Origin of the sequence: Catellatospora vulcania, from assembly GCF_009720385.1 — a bacterium.
Classification (GTDB): Bacteria; Actinomycetota; Actinomycetes; order Mycobacteriales; family Micromonosporaceae; genus Catellatospora; species Catellatospora vulcania.
Window position 1 is genome coordinate 727,703 of sequence record NZ_WARX01000001.1, and the last position, 21,385, is coordinate 749,087.

General features: G+C 73.6%; 16 protein-coding genes. 6 read left to right on the forward strand and 10 right to left on the reverse strand.

Annotation, left to right across the window (positions count from 1 at the left end):
- The first annotated feature begins 121 nt into the window (after positions 1-121).
- Complete coding sequence (locus tag F6W97_RS22515; protein ID WP_155372396.1) at positions 122-472, forward strand: DUF2203 domain-containing protein; 351 nt, start codon at positions 122-124, stop codon at positions 470-472.
- A 34-nt stretch (positions 473-506) separates the two neighbouring features.
- Here F6W97_RS22515 and F6W97_RS22520 read toward each other — a convergent pair whose 3' ends face one another.
- From F6W97_RS22520 to F6W97_RS22540, 5 genes are all read right to left on the reverse strand, one after another.
- Positions 507-2,801, reverse strand: a complete 2,295-nt coding sequence (locus tag F6W97_RS22520; protein WP_155372397.1) for a putative bifunctional diguanylate cyclase/phosphodiesterase — start codon at positions 2,799-2,801, stop codon at positions 507-509.
- Positions 2,798-4,024: an FIST signal transduction protein gene (locus tag F6W97_RS22525; RefSeq protein WP_155372398.1), complete on the reverse strand. Its 1,227-nt coding sequence runs from the start codon at positions 4,022-4,024 to the stop codon at positions 2,798-2,800. The genes F6W97_RS22520 and F6W97_RS22525 overlap by 4 nt, the downstream gene beginning before the upstream one ends.
- Positions 4,025-4,127: 103 nt before the next feature.
- Positions 4,128-5,813: an aspartate-alanine antiporter gene (gene aspT / locus F6W97_RS22530; protein WP_230686880.1), complete on the reverse strand. Its 1,686-nt coding sequence runs from the start codon at positions 5,811-5,813 to the stop codon at positions 4,128-4,130.
- A gap of 54 nt (positions 5,814-5,867) precedes the next feature.
- Positions 5,868-6,356 carry a hypothetical protein gene (locus F6W97_RS22535; protein WP_155372399.1) on the reverse strand — a complete coding sequence of 163 codons (489 nt, stop codon included), beginning with the start codon at positions 6,354-6,356 and terminating at the stop codon, positions 5,868-5,870.
- 320 nt (positions 6,357-6,676) lie between these two features.
- Entirely contained in the window at positions 6,677-8,419 is a 1,743-nt protein-coding gene (locus F6W97_RS22540) for a VWA domain-containing protein (protein ID WP_230686881.1), read from the reverse strand.
- A gap of 199 nt (positions 8,420-8,618) precedes the next feature.
- Here F6W97_RS22540 and F6W97_RS22545 point away from each other — a divergent pair, with 199 nt between their 5' ends.
- Positions 8,619-9,374 (forward strand): hypothetical protein, encoded by a 756-nt coding sequence (locus F6W97_RS22545; protein ID WP_155372400.1) that lies wholly within the window; start codon positions 8,619-8,621, stop codon positions 9,372-9,374.
- A gap of 186 nt (positions 9,375-9,560) precedes the next feature.
- On the opposite strand, the gene F6W97_RS22550 is transcribed toward F6W97_RS22545, so the two are convergent.
- The gene (locus F6W97_RS22550; protein ID WP_155372401.1) at positions 9,561-10,454 is read right to left on the reverse strand and encodes an ADP-ribosylglycohydrolase family protein; all 894 of its coding nucleotides are present in this window, start codon (positions 10,452-10,454) and stop codon (positions 9,561-9,563) included.
- A gap of 154 nt (positions 10,455-10,608) precedes the next feature.
- Between F6W97_RS22550 and F6W97_RS22555 the strand changes: the two genes are divergently transcribed.
- Positions 10,609-11,709 (forward strand): sulfite oxidase, encoded by a 1,101-nt coding sequence (locus F6W97_RS22555; RefSeq protein ID WP_155373064.1) that lies wholly within the window; start codon positions 10,609-10,611, stop codon positions 11,707-11,709.
- A gap of 102 nt (positions 11,710-11,811) precedes the next feature.
- Here the strand turns inward: F6W97_RS22555 and F6W97_RS22560 are convergent, their stop codons facing one another.
- The 4 genes from F6W97_RS22560 to F6W97_RS22575 form a co-directional block, all read right to left on the reverse strand.
- The gene (locus F6W97_RS22560; protein WP_155372402.1) at positions 11,812-13,866 is read right to left on the reverse strand and encodes an MMPL family transporter; all 2,055 of its coding nucleotides are present in this window, start codon (positions 13,864-13,866) and stop codon (positions 11,812-11,814) included.
- A gap of 93 nt (positions 13,867-13,959) precedes the next feature.
- On the reverse strand, positions 13,960-15,483 hold the full coding sequence (rox, locus tag F6W97_RS22565) for a rifampin monooxygenase (RefSeq protein ID WP_155372403.1): 1,524 nt from the start codon (positions 15,481-15,483) through the stop codon (positions 13,960-13,962).
- Between the two features lie 203 nt (positions 15,484-15,686).
- Entirely contained in the window at positions 15,687-16,340 is a 654-nt protein-coding gene (locus tag F6W97_RS22570; protein ID WP_155372404.1) for a response regulator, read from the reverse strand.
- The gene (locus F6W97_RS22575; RefSeq protein ID WP_155372405.1) at positions 16,337-17,536 is read right to left on the reverse strand and encodes a sensor histidine kinase; all 1,200 of its coding nucleotides are present in this window, start codon (positions 17,534-17,536) and stop codon (positions 16,337-16,339) included. The genes F6W97_RS22570 and F6W97_RS22575 overlap by 4 nt, the downstream gene beginning before the upstream one ends.
- A gap of 169 nt (positions 17,537-17,705) precedes the next feature.
- On the opposite strand from F6W97_RS22575, the gene F6W97_RS22580 reads away from it, so the two are divergent.
- The 3 genes from F6W97_RS22580 (at position 17,706) to F6W97_RS22590 (ending at position 21,349) form a co-directional block, all read left to right on the forward strand.
- On the forward strand, positions 17,706-17,966 hold the full coding sequence (locus F6W97_RS22580) for a Prokaryotic metallothionein (RefSeq protein WP_155372406.1): 261 nt from the start codon (positions 17,706-17,708) through the stop codon (positions 17,964-17,966).
- A 243-nt stretch (positions 17,967-18,209) separates the two neighbouring features.
- The gene (locus tag F6W97_RS22585) at positions 18,210-18,413 is read left to right on the forward strand and encodes a hypothetical protein (RefSeq protein WP_155372407.1); all 204 of its coding nucleotides are present in this window, start codon (positions 18,210-18,212) and stop codon (positions 18,411-18,413) included.
- A 125-nt stretch (positions 18,414-18,538) separates the two neighbouring features.
- Positions 18,539-21,349: a helix-turn-helix transcriptional regulator gene (locus F6W97_RS22590; protein ID WP_155372408.1), complete on the forward strand. Its 2,811-nt coding sequence runs from the start codon at positions 18,539-18,541 to the stop codon at positions 21,347-21,349.
- Positions 21,350-21,385 lie beyond the last annotated feature (36 nt).

Genomic DNA, 21,385 nt, shown 5'->3' on the forward strand with positions numbered 1-21,385 from the left:
GTCCGACTTGCCAGGCGCCTGTGCGTATCTTGGTCGCACTTCCGCCCACCTGCCTGGCAAATCGAGCGATCATGGACGGCCCTGGTGCGGTGGGCCGGCCCGGGGCCGACATACTGGGGTGATGTTCACCCTGGACGAGGCGCGTGCCCGGCTCGCCGCGCTGATGCCGCAGCTCGAAGAGCTCATCGGCGTACGGGCCGATCTCGCCGAGCTGCGCGCCGATCTGGACACCGGCGGGCACAGCGAGCTGGGCGGGCTGGCCGAGGCGAAGGCCCTCGAGGCGCGGCTCTACGCCGCGCTGGAGGAGATCGCCGACTCGGACGTCGAGGTCAAGGGCTTCGCCCCGCTGCTGCTGGACTTCCCCGGCGAGCTCGACGGCCGCACGGTGCGCTGGTGCTGGCTGGAGGGCGACGAGGGCATCGACTGGTACCACCGCAGCGACACCGGCTTCGCCGGCCGCCGCCCCTGCTGACGGTCGCCTTCGCGGAAGCGGCGCGGAGGAGGGCTCAGCCGGCGCGGTGGGCGCGGGCGGGCATCTGTTCCTGCGGGCGCAGCAGCAGGCCCGCCTGGGCGGCGGGGAGCGGGCGGGACAGCAGGTAGCCCTGGCCGAGGCGGCAGCCCAGCGAGCGCAGGGTGGCGCGCTGGTCCTCGGTCTCGATGCCCTCGGCGATGGCGACCAGCCCGAGCGAGTCGGCGATGGCCAGGATCGCCCGCACGATGCTGAGGTCGAGGTGGCCGCCCCCGGCACCGGTGACCCCGCTGACGAACGACTTGTCGATCTTCAGGATCTCGATCGGCAGCCGCTTGAGGTAGCTCAGGTTCGAGTACGCCGTGCCGAAGTCGTCGAGCACCAGGTGCACCCCGGCCGCGCCGAGCGCCCCGGCGTACTCGGTGACCTCGTGTCGCAGGTAGCTGTGTTCGGTGATCTCCAGCCAGATGTCGGCGGGGTGCAGCCCGGCGGCCCGGATGACGTCCAGGGTGCGTTCGGCGGCGCGGGACTGGTGCAGCTGCACGGGGGAGAGGTTGACGCTCATGCCCAGGCCCCGGCCCTCGGGCAGGCGGTGCCACTGGGCGAGCTGGCGGCACGCCTGGGCCAGCACCCACTGGCCGATCTCGACGATGGCCCCGGTCTCCTCGGCCAGCGGGATGAACACGTCCGGCGGCACCGTGCCGTGGTGCGGGTGGGTCCAGCGCAGTAGCGCCTCGAAGGCGACGATGGCACGGCTGTCGAGCGCGAAGATCGGCTGGTACGCCAGGTGCAGCTGGCCGCGGGTCTGCGCGAGCAGCAGCTCGGCGCGCAGGTCGAGCCGGTCGCGGGAGCGGTGCGAGGCGTCCTCGTCGAACACCTCGACCTGGCCGCTGCCGCGGGCCTTGGCCACGTACATGGCCGCGTCGGCGTCGCGCAGCATGGTGCTGGGGGTGGCCTTGCCGCGTACGCCGAGGACGCCGCCGATGCTGGCCGAGACGTGCACCTGCTCGCCGCTGACGATGAGCCGGTCGTCCAGGTCGGCGCAGACCCGGGCCCCGATCTCGGCGACCTCGGACAGCTGCTTGACCCGGTCGAGCACGATGACGAACTCGTCGCCGCCGAACCGGGCGAGCAGGTCGTCGGGGCGCACGCTGGCGCGCAGCCGGTCGGCGACCTGGAGCAGCAGCTCGTCGCCGGCCTCGTGGCCGAACAGGTCGTTGACGGCCTTGAACCCGTCGAGGTCGCAGAAGAGCACGCCGACCCGGGTCGGGTCGTCGGCGGACAGCAGCGTGTCGAGGTGCGACACCAGGGCGCTGCGGTTGGCCAGGCCGGTGAGCGGGTCGCGGGTGGCCCGGTCGGCGAGCGCGCGATACAGCTCGGCGTTGGTGAGCGCGACGCCGAGGTAGTTCGCGAAGATCGTCATGATCTCGAGGGTGCCCTGGGTGAACGGCCGGGAGCGTTCGCGTCCGGCGCACAGCAGCGTGGTCGCGCCGTTCTCCCGCGAGACGGCGACCTTCAGCATCTCGGGCAGCCCCGCGTCGCAGGCGGGCAGGTCGTCGAGGCTCCTGGCGGCGACCGGCCAGAGTGCGGTCAGCTCGGGCGGCAGGCCGCGGTGGGCGCGCAGCTGCCCCTGCCCGCCCTCGACGGTGACCACCCAGGCCCGGTCCGCGTCGGTGAGCCGGCGCAGCAGCTCGGCGGCCTCGTCCAGCAGCGGCTCCACCTCCAGGTGGCGGGCCAGCAGGTGGCCGTAGTGGGCCAGCTGCTCGATGATCGCGTGGCGCTCGCGCTCTTCGAGGGCCATGTGCAGGCGCGCCGCGACCGAGGTCAGCATGCGCAGGTCCGCGACGGCGAACGGCTGGTCGAGGCTGCGGAACAGGATGAGCAGGGTGTCGGCGTAGGGGTCCGCCGACAGCGGGATCCACGCGGCCGACCGGATGCCCAGCCCCGCCACCGAACCCGGGGCGTCCCCGCCGGACACGTCGCCGTGCAGGGCGGTCGGCTCGACGGTGGCCAGCGTGCGGCGCACGGCTTCACCGACCGGCCAGCCCTCGGTGTACGCCGGGTCGTCCTCGGCCAGCCCGCATGAGCCGGACACGATGAGGCGGTCCCCGCTGACCCGGGCCATGCAGACGACGTCGGCGAAGAAGGCGTCGGACAGCACGTTGAGCATGTCGCCCATCAGCTCCGCCGACCCGGCCGGGCGGCCGAGCAGGTCGAGCAGCTGGATGAGCCGCGTGGTGTCGCGGTAGGCGTCGCGGGCCGCGTCGACGGCCTCGGCCAGCTGCCGTCTGAGCTGCTCGGTCTCGCTGTCGTCGGGCACGGCGGCCGTCACAGGGCGATCGCGGTCAGGGTCGCGTTGTGGTAGCCGGCGACACGGGTGGTCCGGGCGAACTCGCCGTAGGTGTAGAAGCCGAACGTCGCCACGTCCCCGGCGGCGTCCTGGATCAGCGCCGCCTCCTTCGCGCCCTGCTCCGCCAGCACGTCGAGGCGGGCGACGCAGCTGAACGCGAGCAGCACCGACGCGTCGCGGCCGGCCAGGCTCCGCCGGACCACGTCGCCGGTGACGCGCAGCAGGTCCTCGGCGCGGCAGGAGACGATCTGCACCGGGGCGTACAGCGGCAGCGGGCTGAACGTCTTGAGCTGACCGTCCTCGTCGATGTACGCGCCGCGGACGAGCTTGCTGCCGTCGGGCTGGATGAGCCCGAAGGCGTACGCGGACAGGTAGCCGGGCGCGGGTTTGATCAGGCCGGGGCGTTCGAAGTCGACGTCGTCGTGGAAGTGCTCGCGGAACACCTCCACGGCGTTGCGCCCGGCGATCTCGTGGATCACCAGGCCGTCGGACTTGGTGACCAGCAGCGGCAGGCCGACGTCGTGCCAGCCGTGCTCGGCGACGACCGACAGCGGCGTCGGCGAGGCGATCCAGACGGCGGTGGCCCCGCCGTCGGTCAGCACGTGGTCGTTCTCGAAGACGCAGGTGCGGATGAGCAGGCGGTCGTCGCCGGCGCTGCCGCCGACCACGGGGACCGGCGCGCCGAGCACCTTGTGCACGCCGTTGAGCAGTTCCTGCTGGTGCCCGGCGAGGCCGGTGGTGAGCAGCAGGAGGGCGGCGTGCGGGGCGGGCTCCGGCCCGGCGGCGGCGCGGGCGGCGCGGGCCAGGCGCTGGCCGGCGTCGTCGCCGTTCTCGGTGACGCCGGTGACCGAGGCGGTGCCGAAGCGGTACGGCCCGGCGGACAGCGCGAGCACGGACACCCCGAGCCCGGGGTCGATCAGCCTGCCGTCGTGGAACTGCCCGCTGGTCGTCGCGCCGACCAGGGCCGTCTTGCCGGTCGCGCGGCGCACCGCGTGCAGCAGGGCGACCAGGTCGTAGGAGACGGAGGCGTACATGATGATCAGCGCCGGAGGCGCGCCGTCCAGCCCGGCCAGGGCCTGTGCGGAGGCGGCGCGACCGGCCTCGACCGCGTCGGCGGCGTTGCTGTGGCCCACCCCGACGCGCAGCGGCTCGGCCGTGGTGGTGGCGGTCCGCTCGGGCCGGTACGCGGGATCGTCGACAGCCATGCTCACCCCCGGTGCCCGGCGCGGACCCGTGCGGGCCGCCTGACCTGGCACTTCACAAAGCGACCATAACGCGCTAACCGGTCAACCTGCCAAAGATCACGTCTCATGGCAGCGCTCCCGCCAGGACCACGATCAGCGGCCCCAGCAGCGGCAGCAGCACCGCGGAGAAGGCGTAGACGATGGTGTACGACATCAGGGGTGTGGTGTTGCCCGCCGCCTCGCGCACCGCGTCGACCGCGGGCGTGCTGCACTGCTGGCCCGCGATCGAGCCGGCGACCAGCGGCGCGGGCAGCTTCATCAGGCGGGCGCCCACCCACAGGCTCAGCAGCGCCGGGATCACCGTGACCAGCACCGCGACCACCGGCAGCAGCACGCCGTACTGCTTGAGCAGCGTGATCGCGGCCGGGCCGGCGCTGAGCCCCACCGCGCAGACGAACGTGGCCAGCCCGAACTGCTGGATCACCTGGGCGGCGGCGGGGTGGTACTGCCCGTAGGTCGGGTGCCGGGCCCGCAGCCAGCCGAAGAACAGCCCGCTGAACAGGCAGCCCCCGCCGATGCCCAGCGACAGCGGAACCCCGCCCATCGGCACCGACAGCTTGCCGACCAGCATGCCCACCACCACGCCGAGCGCGATGAAGCTCAGGTCCGCCTTGATCGCCGGGTTGATCCGCACCCCCAGCAGCGGGGTGTACGCGTCGAGGTCGTGCGCCGCGCCGGTCAGCCGTACCGTGTCGCCGGTGGTTATGTCGGTCCACGGCTTGACCGGAAGGTCGTGCTCCATCCGGGACAGGCCGGTGACGAACACGCCCCGCGGCGGGACCTGCCGGTGCAGCCGCTCCAGCGTCCAGCCGCGGTAGCGCGGGTCGGTGATGACGACCTCCACGACGTCCAGGCTCAGCGGGTCGCCCCCGGTGCCCAGCGTCTCCGGTCCGATCAGCCGCTCCGCCTGCAGCAGCGCCTCGCGCTCACCGACCACGACCAGCCGGTCCCCGTGCTGCAGCACGGTGCCCGGCGCGCACGGGGTGATCTCGCCGCCGCGGCGCAGCCGCTCCACCGCCGCGCCCGTGCCCAGCGCCTCCGCCAGCTGCGCCAGGGTGCGCCCGTGCGCCTCGGAGACGACGTACACCCGGCCCACGACGCCGGGCACCGCACGGGCCGTGCTGTCGGACCGCTCGGGTTCGCCGCCCAGCTTGCGCCACAGTGCGCCGGCCTGCTCGCGCAGGTCGACGCGCATCAGCATGGGCACGAACTGGCTGGTGAACATGATGAGGGTGACCAGGCTGAAGATATAGGCGATCGAGTACGCGGTGGCCAGGTTGGACTGCAGCTCGCGGATCCGCTCGGGGCCGACGGGCAGCGCGCCGATCGCCTCCCCGGCCGTGCCGAGCACCGACGACGAGGTCGTCCCACCGGCCAGCAGCCCGGCCGCGGTGCCCTGGTCCAGCCGCAGCGCCACGGTCGTCGCGCAGACGAGGGCGACCAGGGTCACCACCTGGATCACGGTGAACACGGCGTACCGCAGCGCCTTGCGGTTGAGGCTGGCGAAGAACGACGGCCCGGCCAGGTAACCCAGCGTGAAGATGAACAGCGCGAACGCGACGTTGCGCAGCTCCGGGGTCAGCGTGACGTCCAGCAGGCCGACGGCGAGCGCGACCAGCAGGGTGCCGGCCACCCCGCCCAGCGTGATCTTCCAGAAGCGCGCCCGGCCCAGCGTGAAACCGGCCGCCAGGCAGCCGAACAGGGCCAGCCCGGGGGTGCTGCGCAGCAGGTCGCCCAGCCAGTCGAGCACCCCGTACCCCCGCCCCGTGAGTTCACCTCATATTAGGACAAAGGTGTATCGCGGCTACGGCATCTCGACCGTCTCGGCCCGCATGATCTCCGCGAAGGCGGCCGTCAGATACGGGTCCAGCCGCCTGTTCGAAACCATGAGCAGGTATGCCAGCAGCACCGGCGCATGCCAGGCCAGCCGCCGCGGGTCGGGCCGAGGCTCGCCGTCCTCCTGCTGGTGCACGCCCAGCGCCCCGGTCAGCACCACGACCAGGGTGTCGACGTCCAGCTCGCCGGTCCAGGACAGGGTCTCGCGCACGCACTGCTCCAGCACGTCCTGGATGTCCTCGCCGGCCAGCCCGTCCGGATGCAGGTCCTCCAGCAGCGCCCGCACGACGCTGCCCAGCACCAGCCCGACGTGCTCCGAGTCGGCCGCGGCCAGCCGGTCGGCCGCCTCGCGCAGTCCCTCGGCGTCGCGCGCCCGCGCCGCCTCCACCGCGTCGACCGCCGCCTCGGCGATCCCCCGCGCCACCCCCGGCAACCGCCGCAGCTCCTGACTCAGCATCCCCGGATACTCCCACGCCCCACCGACCACCCCCACCGCCCGCCCGCCTCCCGCCCGCCTCCCGCACGCCCGCCTCCCGCACGCCGCCTCTCAGGCCCGCCTCCGGGGCCGGCGGCCTCCCGGGCCGCCTCCTCGGCCCCGCGGCCTCCCGGGCCGCAACTTTTAAAGACCTGCGGCCTTCGGAGGGGTCCGAGGCCGCAGGTCTTTAAGAGTTGCGCCAGGCGGGTGCCGGGCGGGTGCCGGGCGGGCGGCGCGTGGGGTGGGGTGGGGTGGGGTGGGGTGGGGTGGGGGCGGCCGGGAGGGGCCGCCCCCAGGTCGGGTCAGCTGGGCTGGCCGGAGCGCAGCGAGATGGCCTTGAGGAAGATCTCGCCGATCTTGGCCGGGTCCTTGGCGGAGAAGACGCCGCCGCCGGTCAGCTTGGTGATCTTGTTCAGCGGGTCGGTGCTGACGTCGCCGATGGTGAGGATGACGACCTGGATCGGACGGGCCGGGTCGGCGATCTCCTTGAGCTTGGCCAGCAGCGCGTCGTGCGAGATGCCGTTGTCGTCGTCGTTGTCGCCGTCGGTCATCAGCACCACGGAGTTGACCCGGCCGGGATCCCAGTCCTTCTGAACTGCCTGGTACGCGGCCAGGATCGTGTCGTAGAGGCCGGTGTCACCGGTCGGCTTGGGCTTGATGGCGGCCAGCTTCGACAGCATCCCGGTGCGGTTCGACGACAGCGGGCCGATCGGCATCAGCTGCTTGTAGTCCTTGCTGCCGTCCATCTCGGTGGAGAAGGTCCACAGGCCGACCGCCCACGAGTCGTCGAACAGCCCCAGGCCGCGCCGCGCCGCCTCCAGGGTGACCTGGGCGCGGGTCGCGCCGCCCGCGGTGGCGACCTGCTGCAGCATCGAGCCGGAGACGTCGATCACGGCGAGCATGCGCGCCGGCAGCGTCACGGCCACCCAGGTCGACAGGATGCGCTCCACGGCGGCCGTGGTGGTCGCCGCGGTCGGCGAGGCCGCGGGCGCCGGGGCGCCCATCACCTCGGGCGCGCCGCGCGGGGTCGTCGCGCCCGCGCCGAAGCCGCCGTCCGGCCCGCGCAGGCCGACCTTGGCGAGCCGGTCGCGGAACGAGGGTGTCTGCAGCGCCTCCAGCAGGCGGGCGGCCGTGGCCTGGCGCTCCGGCTCGATACCGGGCATCACGGCGTACGGGTAGTCCAGGGCGATCGGCGCGGGCTCCAGGTAGAGCCCGGCCAACGGCACCGGCGGCTTCGCCGCGTTGTACGCGATGACCGCCTGCTCGGACAGCGGGGCCGCGCTCAGCCCGGAGGCGATCGCGGCGGGGTCGTTGGCGCGCGGGAAACGCGCCAGGATGTCCTGCCGCAGCACGGAGCGGCCGGCGGCCAGGCTGCGCAGCGCACCGGTCGTGGCGGCCTGGGCGTTGGGCGAGGTGCTCGCCGCCGACGCCATGGCCAGCAGGCCGGACAGCCCGGCGGAGTCGCGCGTCGGCTCGACGATGCCGACGTGCAGCTTGGTGCCGGAGGTCATCTGCTGGAGCAGCGCCGGCCAGGTCAGCTTCGCCGACGGCCAGCCGAGGCCGGTCGCGGCGGGTTCGGGCATGGCCACCACGATCGGGCTGCGCGCGATCGAGGGCGCCTCCTGGACCGCCGTGTTGGGCGCGGCGGCGCTCACCCGGGCCAGCCAGGTGGCCGAGTCCGGGATCCACACGTCGGGCACCTGGGTGCTGCCGCTGGGCTGGCCGACGCCGGTCAGCGAGAGCCCGCGCAGCGCGGCCACCGCGGCCGCGACGTCGGCGGGATCGGCCGCGGTCACCTGGACGCTCATGCAGGCGCCGTCGACCTCGGCCTTCTGCGCGGTGAGCGCGGCGGCGGTCTCCTGCAGCGCCGGCGCCAGCTCCGCGGGCGCGGCCACGGTCAGCGGCGCCTCCCCGGAGCAGGCAGGCTCGGAGAGCTGTCGGTAGACGAGGAAACCACCCGAGGCGACCAGCGCGACCGCGAAGACTGCGGCGATGGCGCTGGTGACGGGGTGGATACGGCGTACGTTGCGATGGCGGCCCGGCACAAGAAGCTATGTTTCGTCAACATGAAGGCGTCTCGCCACATACGTTCGGACGAATGTTACCGGGAAGGAACTTGTCGATTCGGCCTTCTGTACTGCCCGAACACCGCTAACCCGACGGAAAGATCACCCGTTACTCCTTCTGGCGGACTGGAATTCATCCCGTCCCGTCCCATTCCCCGGGACCCCAGGAGGTGCGCCGATGTGGGCGTCACGACTGCGAGCTACGACGGCGCGGCGCGAGGACGAGCCCGTGCCCGGATCCGGCGGGCTCGCCCTCGACGACGATCCCCACGCCGAGGCGGCGCCACGCCGCGCCCGGCACGGGGCTGACCTCGACGAACAGGCGGCACTCGCCGAGGCGTACGACCGGCAGGTGCGCGGCGGGCGTCGGCGGCGCGCGTCCGCCGCACACGACGAGGCCGACCCCGACGTGCCCGAGCAGTGGGACGACCGCGCCGGCCCGGCGGACCTGTCCGAGGCCGAGCCGTGGGACGGGGAACCGGACGCCGAGGCGTGGGACGGCCGGACGTGGGAGTCGGCCGGGCGGCCGGGCGGCGTCGAGCTGACCCGGGCCCGGTTGCTCAGCTTCACGCCGTACCAGCCGAAGCGGGACCGGCTGTGCACCGACACCGCGTCACTGCTGCGACCTCTGGTCCGGGCGGGGATCATCGACACCTGGGCCACCGACCACAGCTACCCCACCCACCGGGCGTGGAAGCTGCTGCCGTCGCGCCTGGCCATGCCCCAGCAGTTGCCCCTGGACGGGTACGTCGAGCCCGACGGCGGCATCACCCTGCTCCCGCTGCCGGAGACGTACGACGAGCCGCCGCTGTGCATGCTCGACTGGGTCATCGACTGGACCGCCGCGGGCCGCCTCGACAGCCGCTGGTGGACCACCGCCGTACACGTCACCGCCTCCGCCGGCCTCCCACCCACCGGCACCCTGCGCCCCTGACCGCGCCCCGTCCCACCCGGCGCGAGCGGGTCGCGGCCATGATCGCCGTTTCGGGTCAGAACCTGCGGTCCAACCCCAGGTTCTGACCAGAAACAGCGATCATGGCACCGGAAGCCGCCGGAAGCCGCCGGAAGCCGCCGGAAGCCGCCGGAAGCCGCCGGAGGCTACCGGAAGAAGGTGTGGGCTTCAGTCGGCGGCGGTCCAGGCGGGCAGTGGCTCGCAGGCGTCGAGCCACGTCGCGGGGACCTGGTCGAGATCGGTGCGGGCGGCCACGATGCCGCCGACGATGGCGCACGTCGTGTCGATGTCGCCGCCCGCGGAGGCGGTCGCCCAGAGGGCCTCGGGCAGGTCGTCGAGGTGGCGGGCGGCGCACCACAGGGCGTAGGGCACGGTGTCCGGCGCGGAGATGCGCAAGCCGCAGCCGACCTCGCCGGCGACCCAGGTCGGGTGCCGGTCGAAGGGCAGCCGGGCGACCCGGCGCAGCCCGGATGCGACCTCGCCGTCCGGGGTCCGGGCCAGCACGCCCTCGATCAGCTCTGTGGAGGGGACGCCGGAGACCGCCAGGGCCGCCGCGACGGCGACGGCGACCGCGCCCGCCGCCGCCTCGGGGTGGGCGTGGGTGACCTCGGCCGAGGCGCGGGCCTGCGCGACGACCAGGTCCAGGTCGCCGGAGAACCAGGCGCCCAGCGGCGCGACCCGCATCGCCGCGCCGTTGCCCCAGGACCCCTGCCCGCCGAACTGCCGTCCGGTGACCTCGCGCCAGTGCTCGCCCTCGAACACCGCGCGCAGCACGCCGTGCATCGACGGCCCGTAGTTGCGGTACGGGTCGGCGTCGTACGCGTTCGCGAACGCCGCGGCCAGCGCGTCCTGGTCGACCTCGCCGTGTTGGGTGAGCACGCGGGCCAGGGACAGTGCCATGGCGGTGTCGTCGGTCCACGGCCAGGGGCCGGAGCGGGCCTGCCGCTCGGACAGCAGCCACTCGAACTTGTCGGCGGGCTGGAAGAACCAGGTTTCGCCGAAGGCGTCACCCAGGGCCAACCCGCGCAGCGAGCGCAGTGCCGCGGTGCGGTTCGGGGTCATCTCTCGATGATCTCGTGCCCCGCAATCGGATTCGCCTGCCGGCGGTTCCGTCAGGCGGGGTGGCCGACGGTCCCCGCCTGGCGCCGCCACGCGCCCAGGTGGGCGGGTCGGGTTCCGTGCGGTCCCGGCGAGGGGCGATGCTGGTCGGGTGGACATGACCCTGAACGACGTCAGCCGCCCCGGTCGCCTGGCCGAGCCGGATGAGGGCATCAGCGCCGAGGAGCTGGCGCTGGCCGCCCGCAACCACGGCATGCCGCTGGAGGCGCTGCGCTACGACGTGACCCCGGCCGGGCTGCACTACCTGCTGATCCACTACGACATCCCGTACGCCGAGGAGGCGTCCTGGCAGGTCGCGGTGGGTGGGCTGGTCGACCGGCCGCTGACGCTGGACCTGGCGGCCCTGCGCGCGATGCCGGCGCGCACGGTACGGGTGACCATGGAGTGTGCGGGCAACGGCCGGGCCCGGCTGCTGCCCCGCCCGGTCAGCCAGCCGTGGCTGGTGGAGGCCGTCGGCACCGCCGAGTGGACCGGGGTGCCGCTGCGCGACGTGCTGGCCGCGGCCGGGATCGATCCGTTCGCGGTCGAGGTGGTGTTCACCGGCGCGGACCACGGCGTGGAGCGCGGGATCGAGCAGGACTACCAGCGCAGCCTGCCGGTGGACGAGGCGCTCGGCGAGGACGTGCTGCTGGCGTACGCGATGAACGGCTCGCCCCTGCTGCCGCAGCACGGGTTCCCGCTGCGGCTGGTGGTGCCCGGCTGGTATGGCATGGCGCACGTGAAGTGGCTGCGGGAGATCACCCTGGTGGACCGGCCGTTCGAGGGGTTCCAGCAGGCGGTGGCGTACCGGGTGCGCCGCGACGCCGACGACCCGGGCGTGCCGGTCACCCGGATCGCGCCGCGGGCGCTGCTGGCCCCGCCGGGTTTCCCGGACTTCATGTCCCGCACCCGGGTGGTGCGCCCGGGGCCGGTGCTGGTGCAGGGGCGGGCCTGGTCCGGCCGGGCCGCGGTGACCTCGGTGGAGGTCAGCGTCGACGGCGGCGGCACCTGGTCGGCGGCCGAACTGGAGCCGGACACGGGTCACCGGTGGGCCTGGCGGCGCTTCACGTACGCCTGGGACGCGGTGCCCGGCCGGCACCTGCTGACCGCCCGCGCCGTCGACGCGCTGGGCGGGGAGCAGCCGATCGACCAGGCCTGGAACCGCGGCGGCTTCGCCAACAACGCGGTGCAGCAGGTCCCGGTGGCCTGCCTGGACTAGTACCCGCCGCCGACGCGTCCCGCCGCAGGTCAGGCGGGGACAAGAGTTAATAAGGGCACCTTCTACATCGCGTAGCGATGTGAAGGTGCCCTTCCTTTCTGCTCAGGGGTGGCGGGGCCACCAGGTGCGGGGGCCTACGTGGTGGACGAGGGCGGGGACGAGCAGGGTGCGGACGATGAAGGTGTCCAGCAGGACGCCGATGCCGACGAGGATGCCGACCTGCATCATGAAGACGACCGGCATGAGGGAGAGCACCGCGAACGTCGCGGCGAGCACGACGCCGGCGCTGGTGATGACGCCGCCGGTGACGGACAGGGCGCGGGTGACGCCCTCGGCGTGGCCGTGCTCGGCGACCTCCTCGCGGGCCCTGGTCATCAGGAAGATGGTGTAGTCCACGCCGAGCGCGACCAGGAACAGGAAGCCGTGCAGCAGCACGGAGCGGTCGATCGCCGGGAAGCCGATCGCGTGGTAGACCAGCGCGGACGCGCCGAGCGCCGCGCCGAACGACAGCAGCACGCTGCCGAGCAGGAGCAGCGGCGCGACCAGTGAGCGCAGCAGCACGATCAGCACGCCCAGCACCACCGCCAGGATCAGCGGGATGAGCAGGCGCAGGTCGGCGTCCATGGTGGTGTTCTCGTCGAGTTCCTGCGCGGTCGCGCCGCCGACCAGGGCCGACGGGTCGACGGTGTGCACGGCGTCGCGCAGCCGCAGCACCGTCTGCTCCGCCCCGTCGCTGGACGGCGCGTCGGCGAGCACGATGCGCAGCCTGGTCCAGCCGCCCGCCGCTGACCGCTCCGCCTCGCCGACCTCGGCGACGCCGGGCAGGGCGCGCAGCGCGCCGGTGACCTGCGCCGCGGTGGTCGTGTTCGTGTACACCTCGGTGGGGTCGCCGGAGCCGGCGGGGAAGTGCCGGGCGAGAGCTTCGAAGCCGCGTACCGAGTCGGGTTTGGTCACGAACGACTCCGACTGGCGCAGGCCGGTGCTGAGCGTGGTCGCGCCGAGGCTCAGCGCGGCCAGCCCGAGCGCGGTGATGATCCAGACCGGGCGGGCGTGCCGGGACACGAACCCGGCGGTGCGCGCCCACAGGCCCGGCCCGGGAGCCGGGGCGGCGGTGTCGCGTACCGCGGGGATCAGCGGCCAGAACACCCGCCGCCCGCACATCACCAGCAGGGCCGGCAGCAGCGTGGTCATCGCCAGCAGCGCCGAGACGATGCCGAGCGCGGCGACCGGGCCCAGGCCGCGGGTGGAGTTCAGCCCGGCGGCGAGCAGGGTGAGCAGCGCCAGGATCACGGTGGCGGCCGACGCGATGATCGCGGGCAGGCTGTGCCACAGGGCCAGTCGCATCGCGTGCCGGTGGTCGGCGTGCCGGGTCAGCTCCTCGCGGTAGCGGGAGATCAGCAGCAGCGCGTAGTCGGTGCCCGCGCCGAACACCAGCACGGTGAGGATGCCCGCGCTGGCCCCGTTGACGACCAGGCCGAGGTACTTGCCGCCGACGTAGACCAGCGCGCTCGCGAGCTGGCCGGCGACGCCGACGCTGACCAGCGGCACCAGCAGCAGCACCGGGCTGCGGTAGGTGAGCAGGAGCAGCAGCGCGACCACGCCGACGGTGACGCCGAGCAGCATGGTGTCCAGCGAGTCGAAGGCGGCGTCGAAGTCGGCCCCGGCGGCGGGTCCGCCGGTCATCCACGCGCCCAGGCCCGCGGGCAGGCCGTCGGCCAGCACCGTGCGGGCCTGGTCCAGCACCGGCCCGACGGCCTCGTCGGTGGCCTGCTCCGGGCTGAGCGGCACGGTGACCAGCAGGGCTGCCCCGTCCTGCGACGGGATCGGCGGCGACACCGGGCCCGCGGCGAGGGCGGCCAGCGCGGTGGCGTCGGCCGTGGCCGCGTCCCGGTCGGCGGTGGTCAGGCCGCCGTCGCGGGCGTACACCAGCAGCAGTTGCGCCGGTTCGGCGGCGGGGAACTCGGCGGCGGCCAGTTCGAGCGCGCGGGTCGACTCGGCCGAGGCGGGCAGCCAGGAGCTCAGGTCGTTGGTCTCGACGTCGCCGACCTTGGCGAACATGGTGGCGGAGACGGCGATCAGCAGCCAGCCGATCAGCACGGACCAGGCGGTGCGGCGTCCGGCGGGGGCGGCGGCGATCCGCTGCCAGGCGGAGGACATGGGCGGGCCTTCCTGTTCGGGTCATGGAACCCGAACAGGCTGGCCGCCCATCCCCGTCGCGCACATCAGCGCGGGCGCGTATCCGCTCCTACGTCAGCGCCGTCGCGTCGCGTGGCCACCATCGGCCAGGGCGTGCACCGCCTCGCCGGAGCCGAACCAGCGAGCGAGGTGGTCGTCCAGGTCCCGCTGGTCGTCCCCGACCCAGGCGACGTGGCCGTCGGGGCGGAGCAGGACGCCCGGCACATCCAGTGCCGCAGTGGGATCCGCGACGTGGTCGACCCGGTTCGACCAGCGGCCGACGGTCAGCCGTTCAGTGCGGTCCAGCAGCAGGCCGCGGCCGCGATGCAGCAGCCCGTAGAGGTTGCCCTGCTTCAGCTCGATGTCACGCATGCGGCGGCCGAGCAGGTCGGGGCCCGCGCCGAAGTCGTAGCGGATGTTGATCGCGGCGATCTTCTCGATCAGGTGGCGGTTCACCTCGTCGAAGTCCATCAGCTCAGTGAGCAGCCTGCGTACGGCCTGCGGACCGGGCTCGGTGGAGGACAGTTCCATCTGGGCACGGGTGTTGTCCAGCACGTCTGCGGCGACCGGCTGGCGTTCGGCCTGGTAGGTGTCCAGCAGGGGTTTCGGCGCCCAGCCGCGGATCTGCGCGGCCAGTTTCCAGCCGAGGTTGAACGCGTCCTGAACGCCCAGGTTGAGGCCCTGTCCGCCGATCGGCGGGTGGATGTGTGCCGCGTCGCCGGCCAGCAGCACCCGCCCGACCCGGTAACGCTCGGCCAGCCGGGTGGCGTCCCCGAAACGGGACATCCAGCGCGGGGAGTGCACGCCGAAGTCGGTTCCGGCGACGGCGCGCAGCTGCTGCCGGAAGTCCTCGATGGTGGGCGGCTCCGCCCGGTCGCTGACGCCCGCGACGGGGACGATGACCTGGTAGACCCCTGCACCGAACGGCCTGAGGCTGAAGCGCCTGTTGGTCCGGCCGATGTCGGCCACCTTGGCGGCGATCTCCTCCGGCGGCACGCCGACTTCCAGCTCGCCCATCAGCGTCTCGGTCCGCGCGGGCTCGCCGGGGAAGCCGACGCCGAGCAGTTTGCGCACCGTGCTGCGCCCGCCGTCGCAGCCGACGAGGTAGCGCGCCCGCAGCTGTTCCCCGTCGGCCAGGGTGACGGTCACCCCTGCGTCGTCCTGCTCGACACCGGCGACCGCGCAGCCGCGCCGGACCTGCGCGCCCAGTGCGATCGCGTGTTCTTCGAGCAGCCCGACGATGACGGGTTGCGGGATGCCCAGCAGGTAGGCGTGCGTGGAATCGAGGCCGGTGGGCACGGGTTTGTCGATGGCGGCGAAGAAGCCGCCGGCCGGACGCCGCCGGCCGTGTTCGAGAAGGCGGTCCAGCAGGCCGCGCATCGCCATCAGTTCGAGGCTGCGCATGTGCAGGCCGACGATGCGGACGAACGAGACGGGCTCGGTCTCCTTGTCCAGGACGAGGACCCGCACGTCGTGCAGCCGGAGTTCGGCGGCCAGCACCGCGCCGGTCGGCCCGCATCCGGCGATGATCACGTCGAACCCGGGGGCCGCCCGATCGGCGTCGGGGGCCGACTCGGCGGGGGAGTGCGAAGAATGCATGTTGTTGCCTTTCGGGAGTGCCTGGTTGGCGAGGCGCTCCCGGCGACAACTACGTCTGTCGCCCGGCCGTGGCGGAAAGGGGGAGCACCCACAGCGATACAGCGTTCATGGGTCTCACCTCCTCGGGCCGTGACACGGTCAGCTGCAAACTACAAGCCCGAGCGTCATCGCGTCCACTCCGGCCGCGTTGCGTGGACCGAGGGTCACGGGCGGGGGATGGGCAGGCCGGACTGGTAGGCGATGACGACCAGTTGGGCGCGGTCGCGGGCGTGGAGTTTGATCAGTGCGCGGCTGACGTGGGTGCGGACCGTGGCCGGGCTGACCACCAGCCCGGCCGCGATCTCGTCGTTGGACAGGCCGGTCGCCACCCAGCCCACGATCTCCCGCTCGCGCTCGGTGAGCAGATGCAGATCAGGGTGTACGCGCACCGGCGGGGCCGCGCCCGGCGCCGCGCCGAACCGCTCGATGACCCGGCGGGTCACCGTCGGCGACAGCAGCGAGTCCCCGGCGGCGACCACCCGCACCGCGCGCAGCAGCTCGGCGGGCTCGGCGTCCTTGGTGAGGAAGCCCGACGCCCCGGCCCGCAGCGCCTCGAAGACGTACTCGTCGAGCTCGAACGTGGTCAGCATGATCACACGGGTGGGCCCGTCGAGGCGGCGCAGCACCTCCAGCCCGTCCATCCGGGGCATGCGGATGTCGAGCAGCAGCACGTCCGGGCGATGGGCGGCGACCAGGTCCAGCGCGCCGATCCCGTCCTCGGCCTCGCCGACGAGTTCGAGGTCGGCTTCGCAGCTGAGCAGGGTGCGCATGGCCAGCCGCAGCAGCGCCTGGTCGTCGGCGAGCGCGACCCGGATCACGCGACCCCGCCCGGGACGGGGCTCAGGACACCAGTTGCGACGGGTTCGGGCTGCTGGTGGACGATGTCGCCGTACGGGAGCACGGCGTGCACCCGGAAGCCGCCGCCGGGCAGCGGGCCCGCGTCGAGGACACCGTGCAGGGCTCGGGCGCGTTCACGCATGCTGTCCAGCCCGGAGCCGCCGGGCAGCGGGCTGCCGCCGCGGCCGTCGTCGGCGACGGTGAGCGCCACGCCGTGCGGGCCGTACGCCAGGTCCACGGCGGCGTGCCGGGCCGCGGCGTGGCGCAGCACGTTGGTGAGCGCCTCCTGCGCGATGCGGTATCCGGCCAGGTCGACCGCGTGCCGCAGGGGCCGGGTCGGGCCGTGCACGGTGAGCCGGACCGTGAGCCGGTCGGAGGTGGTCGCCGCGACCAGCTCGGGCAGCAGGCCCAGCCCGGCCGCGGGGCGGTCGGGGGCGGCGACCGCGCCGGTGAACGCGGACAGGGTGACCCGCAGCTCGTCCAGGGCGGCGGTGCTGGTCTGCCGGATTGCCCGCAGCGACTCCTCGACCTGCGGCGCGGTGTCCGGCCGGCGGCTGAGCACGTGCAGGGCGGCCCCGGCGTTCATGCTGATCACGGCGAGGCTGTGCCCGACGACGTCGTGCACCTCCTGGGCCATGAGCAGGCGCTCCTCGTAGGCGTGCCGCCGCCGCTCCTCGATCGCGGACTGCTCCACCGACACCCGCCGCATGCGCACCGCGATGCCGGTGACCAGCGGGGTGGCCAGCCAGAACGTGGTGGTGAAGAGGTTGAACAGCAGCCCGTCGGGCTCCTTCTCGACCCAGCCGCTCAGCCAGAGGTAGAGCACGATGAGGACCGCCGTCACGGGCACGGACCAGCGCGGGTCCCGCCAGGCCGCCAGCGAGTACACGGCGATCATGACGTAGGCGAAGACCGGGCCGTACGGGTAGCCGACGCCGATGAACACGGTGACCACCGCGAACGTGGTCACGCAGGCGAGCACCGCCCAGCGGCGGCGGACCACCAGGGCGAGGGCGCCGAGGGTGAGCAGGGCGAAGCCGGCGGCGTCCAGGCGGAGCCGGTCGGGCTGCTCGGTCTGCGTCGGCCAGGAGCAGCCGACCACCAGCACGCCGACGACCAGCGCGAACAGGGCGTCGTAGCGCTGGGGGCGGGCGGCCAGGCGATGGAGCAGGTGCACAGGGCGAGGTTACGGAGTCGGGACGCCCGGCCGCATCCGCGCGGGGGCGTACGTCAGGTTGCGTACGCGCTGATTACGACGGTGGACTGGGCAAATGGGTCGTTTTGCCGCTCACTGGTGGTGACGGACCCGACACTGTTCATGGATACGCCGATCGGAGGGATTGTCTGTGGGCACGTGTGAGGTCTGCAAGAACGACTACTGGCTGTCGTTCGAGGTGCACACCGCGGGTGGGGCTGTGCACGTCTTCGACTCCTTCGAGTGCGCGGTGCACCTGCTGGCACCGGTGTGCGAGCACTGCGCTTGCAAGATCATCGGGCACGGGGTCGAGGTGTCCGGCCACTTCTACTGCTGTGCGCACTGCGCCCGCTCGGCCGACGCGCGGGAGGGCTTCAAGATCCGGGACGCCGTCGGCGTGCACCCGGGCTGAACTGGTGTGCGAGGGCTCCGTTCCGGCCGAAATACCGGCAGGAACGGAGCTTTTTCCTATGAAAAGGCATGAGTCGGGCGTGCAGTACCGCCGGGTGGCGGATGTTTCGACGGGCCGGGTGCCGGATCGTGGATCTCACGGAAGCACCGGCGCCTCGTCGCCCCGCGTCATTGCGGGACGGGCGGAAGCACGCCGGGTCCTCCGCACCGACCACGACGACGAGCCGGCAGCCGGGAGATGAGCATGTACGTCACCGCGGACCACGCGCTGTGCCTGATCGACCAGGCCGTCGCCACCGGCCATGACACCGGCTCGCTCCGTTCGGCGATCCGGGCGGCGTTCGCCAGCAACGCCCCCGTCGAACACATCGCCACCCGTGCCCGAACCTCCATCCATGACGTGCTCACCGTCGTCAACGAGATGTACGCCGGACGCGCGGACCACTGACGTTCCTCGCACCCATCCCACCCCACCCCGGACACGGGGTGTCCCCAGCCCGCACCTGCGGGCGGACACCCCACGTTCGGCCCCATGGCGCCGCCTGGGACATGCCTGAAGACTAGGCTTGTGCCATGGCGGCGCCTGTTTTCGTGGGCCGCGATGCCGAGGTCGAGCGCCTGCGGGAGCTGGCCCGGGCGGCGGCCGCCGGAACCGGCGCCGCGGTCCTCGTCGAAGGCGAACCCGGCATCGGCAAGACCAGCCTGCTGGACACGGCCGAAGCGGAGTGCGCGCGGCTGGGTATGCGGGTGCGCCGCGGCGCGGCCGAGGACCTCGAACAGCAGCTGCCCTTCTCCGCCATCGGCGCGTGCCTCGGCCTGCTGGTGGTGACCGACGATCCGGCCCAGGCCAAGGTCGCGCGGCTGCTGCGCGGGGAGGGTGTGCTGGCGCTGAGCGCCGCCGCGACCAACCACCAGCTCGCGGTCACGGAGGCGATCCTCGATCTGGTCGACACCTGGTGCGCGGCCGGCCCGGTCGCGGTAATCGTCGACGACGTGCAGTTCGCCGACCCGGCCAGCCTGGTGGTGCTGCATCGGCTCGGCCGTGGCATCGACGAGTACCCGCTGCTGGTGGTCGTGGCCACCCGGGCGACCACCCGGGCCGAGGCCGTCGGGCTGCTGCGCAGCCTGCAGTCACGCGGCGCGGACCTGATCGAGCTGGCCGCGCTGCCGGACGAGGCGGTGACCGCGCTGGTCACCGACCGGCTGGGCGCGCCGCCGGGCCCACGGCTGGCCCGCCTGGCGGCCGCGGCGGGCGGCCACCCGTTCTACGTCACGGAACTGCTGGCCGCGCTGACGCGCGAGGACCGGATCCGGGTGGCACGCGGCACCGCGGAGCTGACGCCGGACGCCGCCGACGCGGGCATGCCGCGCTCGCTGGTCGACACGATCCTGCGCCGGCTGGCCTTCCTGCCGCGCAAGGAGCGCGAGACGCTGCAGCAGGCGGCCGTGCTGGGCCGGGCCATCGACGTCGGGGAGCTGGCGGCGGTGCTGGACATGCCGGTGATGGCGCTGTCGGAGGTCATGTTCGCGGCGCTGGACGCCGGTGTCGTCGTCGATGCCGGGCCCTACCTGGAGTTCCGGCACGCGCTGATCCGCGAGGCGCTCTGCGAGGGGGTGCCCGAGCAGATGCGCACCGCGCTGCACCTGCGCGCCGGGCAGGTGCTCACCGCGTCCGGGGCGAGCGTGGAGCGGGTGGCCGAACACCTGGTCGCGGGCACCACCCTCGACGCCGCGACGCTGGACTGGCTGGTGTCCTCCGTGGACGAGCTGATCACCCGAGCGCCCGGCGCGGCGGTGCGGCTGCTGCGCCGGGCGCTGGCCACGGTGTCCGAGGAACGTGCCGGTGAGCTGCGCTTCCACCTGGTGCGGGCGCTGATCTGGGAGAGCAGCCTGGGCGAGGCGGAGCAGGTAGCGCGGGAGGCCATCGGCCGCGACCGGGACCCGCACCGGCGCAGCTCGCTCTACTGGCTGCTGATGGACGCGCTGTTCCGGCAGGGCCGGCAGGCCGAGGCGGTGCAGGTCGCGACGGTGGCGCTGGCCGCTGCGGACCTGCCTGCGGGCGACGTCGGGCGCTTCCACGGGTTCTGCGCCAAGTGCCGGTTCTTCCTGCGCCAGCATGAGGCCGCAGCCCGTGCCGCGGCGCTGGCCGTCGAGCACGGTGGGCGGACGGGCGACGGGTACGCGGTGGGCCTGGGCCGGCTGGTGCAGGGGGTGCTGCGGTTCGTCGAGGGCGACATAGGGCAGGGCCTGGTCCTGAGCGAGCAGGCGATCGCCGACCTCGGCCAGGGCGTGCTGCCCGACATGCCCGCGGGCCAGAGCGTGCTGCGCGGCTACTGCCTGCTGCAGCTGGACCGGCTCGACGAGGCCGAGCAGGTGCTGGCCGACGCGCTGGAGAGCAACCAGCGCTACGGCGGCCCGTACCTGACGCTCGTGCACGCGCTGCGGGCGCAGCTGCGCTTCCTCACCGGGGCCTGGGACGACGCGCTCGCCGAGATCGAGGCGGGGCTGGAGTATCCGGACCCGCTGGGCGACGAGCCGTGGCTGCGCGGCCTGCGCCGCCTCATCGCGATCCACCGCGGCGAGCCGCTGCCCGAGGCCACGATCGTGGCGCAGGGCCAGGGCGGCTCCGCCGAGGCGCAGTACGTCTACCTGGACACCTGGGCCCGGGTGCTGCAGGAGGAGCCCGCGCGGGCGGAGCACGCCCTCGACCTGTTCTACCCGTTCTGGGAGCACGCCTCGCCCCTGGACCACCTGCCGCACCGGGTGATGTACCACATCTGCCCCGACCTGGCCCGGCTGGCGGCCGCGGCCGGCGACCGGGACCGGGCCGCCGCGCTGGTCGCGAAGACCGCCGAACTGGCCGCCGACCAGCCGGCAGTGAGCCTGACCGCGACCGCGCTGCTGTGCCGGGGGCTCGCCGAGGGCGACGCGGACCTGCTGCTGGCCGCCGAGGAGGCCTACCGCGCCTGCGGCTGGCGGCTGTACGAGGCACAGGCCGCCGAGGACGCCGCGGTGGCGCTCGCGGCGCGGGGCGAGCCCGACCCGGCGCGTGCCGCGCTGACCCGGGCGCTGGACCACTACACCGCGATGGACGCCAGCCGGGACATCTTCCGCGCCGACGCGCGGCTGCGCCGGCTCGGGGTGCGCCGCGGCCGGCAGGGCCCGCGCAAGCGCCCCAAGCACGGCTGGGAGGCGCTCACCCAGACCGAGAACCGGGTCGCGCTGCTGGTCGCCGCGGGCATGTCCAACCCCGACATCGCGGCGCAGCTGTTCCTGTCCCGGCGCACCGTCCAGTCACACGTGTCGAGCATCCTGGCCAAACTCGGCGTCCACTCCCGCGTCGAACTGGCCGTGAGCGCCCACCAGCGCACCGGCGCCGCCTGACGCCCGCGTCGCCGCTCGATCGTCCGACTCGCCGGG

What these genes read in the sequence shown, in the direction of transcription:
- F6W97_RS22515 (WP_155372396.1), top strand. Translation starts at nt 122, where the DNA reads ATGTTCACCCTGGACGAGGCGCGTGCCCGGCTCGCCGCGCTGATGCCG.
- F6W97_RS22525 (WP_155372398.1), bottom strand. Translation starts at nt 4,024, where the DNA reads ATGGCTGTCGACGATCCCGCGTACCGGCCCGAGCGGACCGCCACCACC.
- F6W97_RS22535 (WP_155372399.1), bottom strand. Translation starts at nt 6,356, where the DNA reads ATGCTGAGTCAGGAGCTGCGGCGGTTGCCGGGGGTGGCGCGGGGGATC.
- F6W97_RS22545 (WP_155372400.1), top strand. Translation starts at nt 8,619, where the DNA reads ATGTGGGCGTCACGACTGCGAGCTACGACGGCGCGGCGCGAGGACGAG.
- F6W97_RS22550 (WP_155372401.1), bottom strand. Translation starts at nt 10,454, where the DNA reads ATGACCCCGAACCGCACCGCGGCACTGCGCTCGCTGCGCGGGTTGGCC.
- F6W97_RS22555 (WP_155373064.1), top strand. Translation starts at nt 10,609, where the DNA reads ATGACCCTGAACGACGTCAGCCGCCCCGGTCGCCTGGCCGAGCCGGAT.
- F6W97_RS22560 (WP_155372402.1), bottom strand. Translation starts at nt 13,866, where the DNA reads ATGTCCTCCGCCTGGCAGCGGATCGCCGCCGCCCCCGCCGGACGCCGC.
- rox (WP_155372403.1), bottom strand. Translation starts at nt 15,483, where the DNA reads ATGCATTCTTCGCACTCCCCCGCCGAGTCGGCCCCCGACGCCGATCGG.
- F6W97_RS22585 (WP_155372407.1), top strand. Translation starts at nt 18,210, where the DNA reads ATGTACGTCACCGCGGACCACGCGCTGTGCCTGATCGACCAGGCCGTC.
- F6W97_RS22590 (WP_155372408.1), top strand. Translation starts at nt 18,539, where the DNA reads ATGGCGGCGCCTGTTTTCGTGGGCCGCGATGCCGAGGTCGAGCGCCTG.